Origin of the sequence: Enterococcus hailinensis, assembly GCF_045862035.1 — a bacterium.
Classification (GTDB): Bacteria; Bacillota; Bacilli; order Lactobacillales; family Enterococcaceae; genus Enterococcus_A; species Enterococcus_A hailinensis.
In genome coordinates this window covers 1-7718 of record NZ_BAAFRV010000033.1, presented here as the reverse complement: position 1 = coordinate 7718, position 7718 = coordinate 1, and the positions used below count along the sequence as shown (strand labels likewise).

The 7718-nt window shown below is 39.8% G+C and carries 7 protein-coding genes and 2 pseudogenes; 8 read left to right on the top strand and 1 reads right to left on the bottom strand.

Annotated features, from left to right (window positions below; translation table 11 throughout):
* The first annotated feature begins 166 nt into the window (after window positions 1–166).
* The 8 genes and pseudogenes from ACKTSC_RS12980 to ACKTSC_RS12945 all read left to right on the top strand — a co-directional run bounded on the left by ACKTSC_RS12980 (window position 167) and on the right by ACKTSC_RS12945 (window position 7333).
* Window positions 167–1357, top strand: a pseudogene (locus tag ACKTSC_RS12980) (IS256 family transposase).
* Between the two features lie 535 nt (window positions 1358–1892).
* Entirely contained in the window at window positions 1893–2465 is a 573-nt protein-coding gene (locus ACKTSC_RS12975) for a Dps family protein (RefSeq protein ID WP_002292150.1), read from the top strand.
* A gap of 144 nt (window positions 2466–2609) precedes the next feature.
* Window positions 2610–3314 carry a Crp/Fnr family transcriptional regulator gene (locus ACKTSC_RS12970; RefSeq protein WP_003125436.1) on the top strand — a complete coding sequence of 235 codons (705 nt, stop codon included), beginning with the start codon at window positions 2610–2612 and terminating at the stop codon, window positions 3312–3314.
* 228 nt (window positions 3315–3542) lie between these two features.
* The gene (locus tag ACKTSC_RS12965) at window positions 3543–3881 is read left to right on the top strand and encodes a hypothetical protein (protein WP_407857802.1); all 339 of its coding nucleotides are present in this window, start codon (window positions 3543–3545) and stop codon (window positions 3879–3881) included.
* Window positions 3866–4507, top strand: a pseudogene (gene lgt / locus ACKTSC_RS12960) (prolipoprotein diacylglyceryl transferase). Before ACKTSC_RS12965 ends, lgt begins: the two are co-directional and overlap by 16 nt.
* Entirely contained in the window at window positions 4426–4728 is a 303-nt protein-coding gene (locus ACKTSC_RS12955; RefSeq protein WP_407857801.1) for a prolipoprotein diacylglyceryl transferase family protein, read from the top strand. The pseudogene lgt and the gene ACKTSC_RS12955 overlap by 82 nt, the downstream one beginning before the upstream one ends.
* 146 nt (window positions 4729–4874) lie before the next feature.
* Complete coding sequence (locus tag ACKTSC_RS12950) at window positions 4875–5108, top strand: heavy-metal-associated domain-containing protein (protein ID WP_003142316.1); 234 nt, start codon at window positions 4875–4877, stop codon at window positions 5106–5108.
* Between the two features lie 320 nt (window positions 5109–5428).
* The gene (locus tag ACKTSC_RS12945; protein WP_005225221.1) at window positions 5429–7333 is read left to right on the top strand and encodes a heavy metal translocating P-type ATPase; all 1905 of its coding nucleotides are present in this window, start codon (window positions 5429–5431) and stop codon (window positions 7331–7333) included.
* A 164-nt stretch (window positions 7334–7497) separates the two neighbouring features.
* Here ACKTSC_RS12945 and ACKTSC_RS12940 read toward each other — a convergent pair.
* Window positions 7498–7718, bottom strand: a 221-nt coding sequence (locus tag ACKTSC_RS12940) for a DDE-type integrase/transposase/recombinase (protein WP_407857800.1), incomplete at its 5' end; no start/stop codon positions are given.

The following is a 7718-nucleotide window of genomic DNA, read 5'->3' as shown; positions in this document are numbered from 1 at the left end:
TTATAATCGTAATCGAATCCATAGTTCGATTCATTACTTAACTCCACAGGAGTTTGAAGATTTAGAAACAGAGAAAATGTCTTAGCAGTCTCTACTAAAATATGTCCAAGATATTGACTCAAATCCAGAGTTACCACAACACATTCACAGAAGAGAGGACTTCCCTATGAACGATTTTACTACAGAAATTCTAAACACTCTAGCGAACAAAGGCGATTTGAATGAATTATTCCGTGTCCATTTGGAGAAAGCAGTCAATACGCTTCTCAAAACGGAGTTAACGGCTTTCCTAGATTACGAAAAGTATGATCGCATTGGTTTTAACACGGGTAATTCTCGTACCGGCTCCTATGACCGTACGGTCAAGACCGAGTATGGGGAACTTCATCTCCAGATTCCGCGCGACCGCAATGGTGAGTTCAAGCAACAGACTGTTCCTGCTTATAGACGGACGAATGACACGTTAGAGGAGACCGTCATTCACCTCTTCTGAAAAGGTATTACCATGTCGGAAATCGCAGACTTGATTGAGAAAATGTATGGGCATCACTACACGCCCCAAACCATGTCCAATATAACAAAATCATTTACAGAAGAGGTAACGGCGTTTAAAGGGCGGAAGCTTCATGACCGTTATGCTGCTATTTGTATGGACGCAACGTATATTCTGTTAAAGCGGAAAACCGTCGCCAAGGAAGCTATTCATATCGCAGTTGGCATTCGCCCGGACGGATCAAAGGAAGTATTGAGCTATGCGATTGCACCGACTGAATCCATCACGATTTGGGAGGAAATTTTATTGGACCTTCAAGAGCGCGGTTTGAAAAATGTCCTCCTGTTCATCACGGATGGCTTAAAGGGGATGGTAGGAGCGATTAGTCGGTTCTATCCCAAAGCTCGTTTTCAACATTGTTGTGTACACGTTTCCCGTAATATCAGTCACAAAGTGCGTGTCGATGATCGTAAGGAAGTCTGTGATGATTTTAAAATGGTGTATCAAGCCTCATCTAAAGAGGTGGCGTTGGAAGCACGTGGTACTTTTGCGGAAAAATGGAAAACCAGCTATCCAAAAGTGGTTGAATCGATTCTTTCGAACGATCACTTGCTCACTTTCTATGATTTCCCCTTGGCCATACGCAAGAGTATTTATTCTACGAACTTGATTGAATCCTTTAATAAACAAATCAAGAAATACAGCCACCGCAAGGAACAGTTCCAAAATGAAGAGTCGATGGAACGTTTCTTAGTCTCGTCTTTTGATACTTACAACCAAAAATTCCTAGGTCGCAGTCATAAAGGTTTCCAACAGGCCGAAGGCGAGCTCGAACAAATGCTGAGTCAACCGATGGAGAATTAGAAACAATCTACAGTAGGGAAGAACCATTTACACAAAATTATTGACGCTCCCAAGCTAAAACTCCTATTAATCGATCTACTAAAAATAAATAAAAAAATTCTTTTCAATTTTTATTTATGGTATGACATAAATAAAGTAAAGTTATTCTTCTAGGTTAATCTTATTAATACTCTTTCTCACTAGTGTTGCATGCAACACTAGTGAGAAAGAGCATTAAATATACTGCAAGGCAAGACATTTGGTAATTGAAGAATAACAAGCAAAAAAATAGCAGTCAGGTCTCTTGACAAAGTATAGTTGCTATTCTTTTTTTAGGCCCTACTTTAATGAAATTTTTGTTTGGAGGGAACGACTTCATTCCTTTGATTATTTCAGTTGAATTTAATAGAGAAGCCTGGCGTCTATTAAGAAATACTTTTCTTGATGAGCGTCAATTTTTTTAACGGAAATCTATCCTATACTAAATTCAGTAAAGAAAAAGGAGGAATCAAAGAAAGCTATTTTAAACAAACCAAAATTATAGGAGGAATAAATCATGACTGAAAATAAAGCTACTCAAGAAAGAACACCCCAAGAAAGATTGCAAGAAGAACAAGAACACAAGGAACATGTCCATCATACGAAAATTAATGCAGCGGCCATTGCGGATCATCTTTTAGGCAACATGCATACATTACATGTGAAACTGCACCAATATCACTGGTATGTAAAAGGAGCCAATTTCTTTACGTTGCATGAAAAATTTGAAGAGTTGTATAACGAAAATGAAAAATGGTTCGACAAACTTGCGGAGCGTCTAATTACTTCTGGGCATAAACCTGCTTCGACAACGGTTGAATTTGAAAAATATTCGATGCTTTCGGAAGATGCAGTTAATAAATACGCTAAAGCAGAAGACATGGTTGAAAATATTATCGAGGACTTCAGAAGCACTCGTGACCTAACTATTCGCGCGATTCGTTTAGCTCAAGACGAGGGTGACGATGCTTTAGAAGATACATTGATTGCTTTTAAAAATGACTTAGACAAGAACATTTGGATGCTGCAAGCGTTCATTGGTAAAGAAGCATTAGAAGATGATGACGCTCTTGATGAGGATGAAGATTAAGGTAAAAGTAGAAGCTGATTTAGGGATTGGAATTCTTTCCAGTCCTTTTTCCATTTTCTTGATGTGCATCAATTTTTTTGTAGTAAGAGACTTATATAATAAAAGCAGCGAATATAAACAAAATAAATAAAGGGGGAGAATGAATTGACTAAACATACCCATCATGAAATTGGCGACCACGCAGCCTGTATCCGCTTGGTTCCAATATTCAATCACTTAGAGGATAGCGCGATGAATTACATTGCTGAAAAAGCCCACACGAAACAGTATCAAAAAGGAGAGTTTCTGTTTCGTTCACAAGAAAAAGAGGATACTTTATATATTATCAATCGTGGGAAAATCCGTATTTATCGATTGGCAGACTCTGGCAAAGAGCAGCTAGTGCGGATCTTGAACCCTGGTGATTTCACCGGAGAATGGACCTTGTTCAACCCGGATGCAGTACACGAGGAATATGCCGAAGCAACCCGAGATACCGTTGTCTGTATGATTCAGCAAAAAGATGTCCAAGATTTTCTGGAACAATACCCAGCTATTTCTTTAAAACTATTGGCGGAAATGTCTAAACGGTTAGAAAGTTCAGAACGTCAAACGACACAAGTAGCCTTGGAGAGTGTCATTACCCGTTTAGTTTTGTTTTTGGCAGAAAATGTGGAACCTGAAATGGGCAACTCTCCCACCATCACCCTGCCGATGGAAAAAAAGGACATTGCTTCCTATTTAGGAACGACACCTGAGACCATCAGTCGCAAATTTGGAGAATTGGAGGACGAGGGATTGATTCAACAGCTGTCTGGGAAAAGGATCAAGATTCAGGATTTAGATGATTTATTGCTTTACAGCGAATAATCGGACACACTTTTTTCTACACGTTGGTGTTCTGTCGCTCTTCATTAACAACGGGACAGAACTCAGTGCTTTTGCTTCCATCTGTCCGTTTTTGGCTTTTTTAAGACAGAACGACCTTCATTCATTGGAAAAATAAAAGCACAAACATGATAACCCTCAAGTTTTTTTGTTTTATTTTTCTTTAAGATAGGGTTGTCGAACAAAACGTAAAAATAAGTAGGGGTGAATGTGCATTGTTTTTGGGTGATAGTTGCCATCACGTTGTCAGCAGCGGGTGCATTCTTTGTGGTCCCTTTCACCAAGAACACGATTGGCGGCGAAGCAAAAACGTCTAACGTTGTTGAGGCAGATAGGTTAGCTATGGAAAAAGAAGAGGAAGTTGTAAAAGGAGCCGGCGTAATCGGACACGGAAAAGTGGCGTATTACGAAGCGAGTGACCAGGGAGATAAAAGTTTATTCACTGTTTGGTTTCCATGGAGCTTAGCCGGAATCTTGTTCAGCATCACCATGACTAGAATGACGCGAAAAATTGAAGAAATGGAGCAAATAGAATGGGATTCGTATTAGGCGTTTTGAATCCCCATGTGGTGGAGATTGGTTCTGTTGTGATTCATTGGTATGGAGTCATTATTGCAGCGGGCATATTAGCGGCTCTCCAGTTGAGCACCAAGGAAGCAAAGAAAAAAGGACTGGAAGAGGATACCATTATCGATATGGCCTTATGGGCAATTCCGATTGGACTCCTCGGCGCTCGGCTTTATTATGTGTTATTTGAACTTGGTTATTATCTGCAAAATCCAGGACAAATCCTTGCGATTTGGAATGGCGGCATTGCGATTTATGGGGATTGATTGCAGGAGGGGGTACGCTATATTGGTATGCAAAGAAAAAAGGTACTTCTTTGGTACTCGTTCTTGATATTTTAGCGCCCAATGTATTGTTAGCCCAGTCCCATTGGTCGTTGGGGCAATTTTATGAATCAGGAAGCTCATGGTGGACCGGTTACTCGCCAATTCTTGGAAAATCTTTATTTACCTGAATTTATCATTGAACAAATGAATATCAATGGTACCTACTACCATCCGACCATCCGACTTTTTTATACGAGTCATTGTGGAGTTTGTTGGGCTTTGTCCTCATCGTCACTATACGGAACCGAAAACAGCTTTTGCGTCAAGGAGAAGTCGCTTTGAGTTACGTTTTGTGGTACTCAGTGGGTCGGTTCTTCATTGAAGGTATGCGAACGGACAGTTTATGGATTGGCGAGTGGATCCGCGTTTCGCAAGCCTTGTCTCTGGCCCTGTTTATTGGCGCGATTGCAATATGGTTTATACGCAGACAAGACTATCAACCAATTTCTTATTATTCTGATGGCAATAAGGGGCAGAAAAAGACTATTAAGATGGTGAATTGAGCAAAAAGATAAAAAGAAGTGCAGAACTTGATATGCGTCAATTTTTGTTTGCTAAAAGTGAGCTATATTACAGTTGTAAAGAGGAAAAGGCAGTATTCATTAATCTGCTGCCGATAAAATAAAAACACATAAAGGAGATAGGAATTATGGAAAAAGCTATATTGCAATTAGAAACGTTGTCTTGTCCAAGTTGTATGCAAAAAATTGAAGGTGCCGTAAAATCAGTTAACGGTGTTGATAAAGACAGCATTAAAGTATTATTCAACTCCAGCAAAGTCAAAACCAATTTTGATTCAGCTGTCACTTCGATTGAAGAGATTCAAAAAGCTATCGAAAACGTAGGCTATCCGGTCCTTAAAACAAAAGTCAAGGCCGCTTAACAGATTAAATGAACTAGGCAATTCTGGAAGAAAAGCTATTTTTTCAGGATTGCTTTTTTTGTTGCAATCCGATTCGAGGTGCTTAGAAACGATAAAAGAGAACTTTCTAAACTTGATAGCCGTAAATTTTTATTCGATAAAAAGAGGGTATCGTTATAACTGTAAAGAGGAATAAGTGTCATTGAGGCTGTTAGATCAAAAAAATAGTGAGAAGGGACACGTATTTTTTCAAAACTTGATGTCAGTCAATTAATTACTTAGGCAATTATCTTATACTGTGTTTATCAATAAAAGAGAAATTAAATTTGGAGGGAAAAAGCATGCAACAATATATATTAAGCAAGAAAAATGTTATCACCGTCATTAGTGGATTGTTAATCGCACTCGGTTTCTTCAGTCACTTTGTTTTAGAAAACGTAGGACTTTCAGAGTGGTCTTTGATCATCGCCTCTGTCTTTGGGATTACGCCAATTGCCATTCAAGCGTTTCAAGCAATGAAAGTCAAAGTCATCAGTATTGATGTCTTAGTCAGTATTGCAGCGATTGGTGCGCTTTTTATTCAAAATTATGAAGAATCGGCTATTGTCACGTTCTTATTCTTATTCGGACACTACTTGGAACAACGAACATTGAACCAAACGCGATCTGCTATCAAAGAATTGACTGAAATGGCACCCGAAAGCGCCTTGAAACAAATGGATAATGGCGAATTTGAAGAAGTAGAAGTGGATGATGTAGATGAAGGGGATATCTTGCTCGTTAAAACGGGTGCGAAAGTTCCAGTGGATGGCACAGTCCTTACGGGCGAAGGGCATATCAATGAAGCTAGCATTACAGGGGAAGCTGTTCCGGTCAACAAGCTAGCTGATGCAGAAGTTTTTGCAGGAACCATTTTAGAAAACGGAACGATTCAAATCAGAGCTGACCGAGTTGGTGAGGACACCACATTTGGAAAAATTATTGAACTCGTGGAAGAAGCACAAGATTCTAAATCCGAAGCGGAACGGTTCATTGATCGCTTTTCTAAATACTACACACCAGCTGTCTTGGTTCTGGCAATTGTTGTATGGGCGTTCAGTCAAAATATTGAGTTAGCAATCACCATCTTGGTTCTAGGTTGCCCAGGCGCATTAGTTATCGGAGTGCCTGTCTCAAACGTTGCCGGTATCGGGAATGGTGCTCGTAACGGTGTTCTTTTAAAAGGGAGTGAAGTCATTCAAGACTTCAGCAATGTGGATACAATTGTATTTGATAAGACAGGTACTTTAACTGTCGGAAACCCAACCGTTGCAGCGACTGAACTGTATGAAAAAGATTCTGCTGAAACGCTTGGCTATCTGGCCAGTGTGGAACGGGAATCAGATCATCCATTAGCAAAAGCGGTCTTAAATCAAATTGGAGAAACAAATTTTTATCCTGTTGAAGGAACTGAAGTCGTGAAAGGCGGCGGAATCGTTTCAAGTGTAGCTGGACATAGAGTGGCTGTTGGGAATGTGGCCTTGATGGAAAAAGAAAATGTCACTCTCAGCAAAAAAGTGCAAAAAGATGTCAAACGGTTTGAACAACAAGGGAACTCTCTCGTTTTGACAGCGGTCGACGGTGAATTAAAAGTACTGATGGGCATTCGCGATCAAGTCCGTCCGGGTGTGAAAGCTAATTTGCAGGAATTAAAAGACTTGGGCGTGAAAAATCTAGTCGTTCTTTCAGGAGATAACCAAGGAACCGTTGATGTGGTCGCCGGCGAACTTGGTTTGACCGAAGCTCACGGCCACATGTTGCCGGAAGACAAATCGGCTTATATCGGAAAACTTCAACAACGTGGTCAAATTGTAGCCTTTGTTGGAGATGGCGTTAACGATAGTCCGTCCTTAGCTTTAGCAGACATTGGAATCGCAATGGGAAGCGGAACGGACGTAGCGATTGAAACATCCGATGTCGTTTTAATGAACTCGAACTTCAGCAACTTGCCTCACGCATTAGGATTAGTAAAAGCCACCGCAAATAATATGAAACAAAATATCGTGATTTCAATTGGAGTAGTGTTGGTCTTGTTGACCAGCGTCTTCTTCAGCGAATGGATGAATATGTCTATCGGAATGTTGGTTCATGAAGGTAGTATCTTGGTGGTAATTTTCAATGGCATGAGATTAATGAAGTATAAGTTGAAAGGTCGAAAAGAACAAAAAGAAGTATCAGCACCTGCAGAGAAAGTAAAAATATCTTAAGAATAAATTAGAAGAGGCTGAGACAATAGTCCATCCTTGAAATGACAAAAGCGGAAACTCAGATTTTTAAATCTGGGATTTTCCGCTTTTTTGAGTTCTTGAAAAAAAAAGGTTCTGTTGCAAAGTTTTAAATAAAGAATAAAATCCCTTACGGTATCTATGATTTAAGCTGGGATTCCCAATAATATCTTGATTTCAGTACAGACCGAAAGCCCGAAGAGAGTGCCTTCTTTTCGGGTTTTCTTATATAATCCTCGGATGGCTTCCATGCCTTTAATCGTGGTAGAGGCAGTGCGTAAACTTCGATAGAATTTATTGCGTCTCTTTACTGGACGATGGTCTTGTTCAATCAAATTATTCAGGTATTTAATGGTACGATGTTCTG

What these genes read in the sequence shown, in the direction of transcription:
- ACKTSC_RS12950 (WP_003142316.1), top strand. Translation starts at nt 4,875, where the DNA reads ATGGAAAAAGCTATATTGCAATTAGAAACGTTGTCTTGTCCAAGTTGT.
- ACKTSC_RS12975 (WP_002292150.1), top strand. Translation starts at nt 1,893, where the DNA reads ATGACTGAAAATAAAGCTACTCAAGAAAGAACACCCCAAGAAAGATTG.
- ACKTSC_RS12945 (WP_005225221.1), top strand. Translation starts at nt 5,429, where the DNA reads ATGCAACAATATATATTAAGCAAGAAAAATGTTATCACCGTCATTAGT.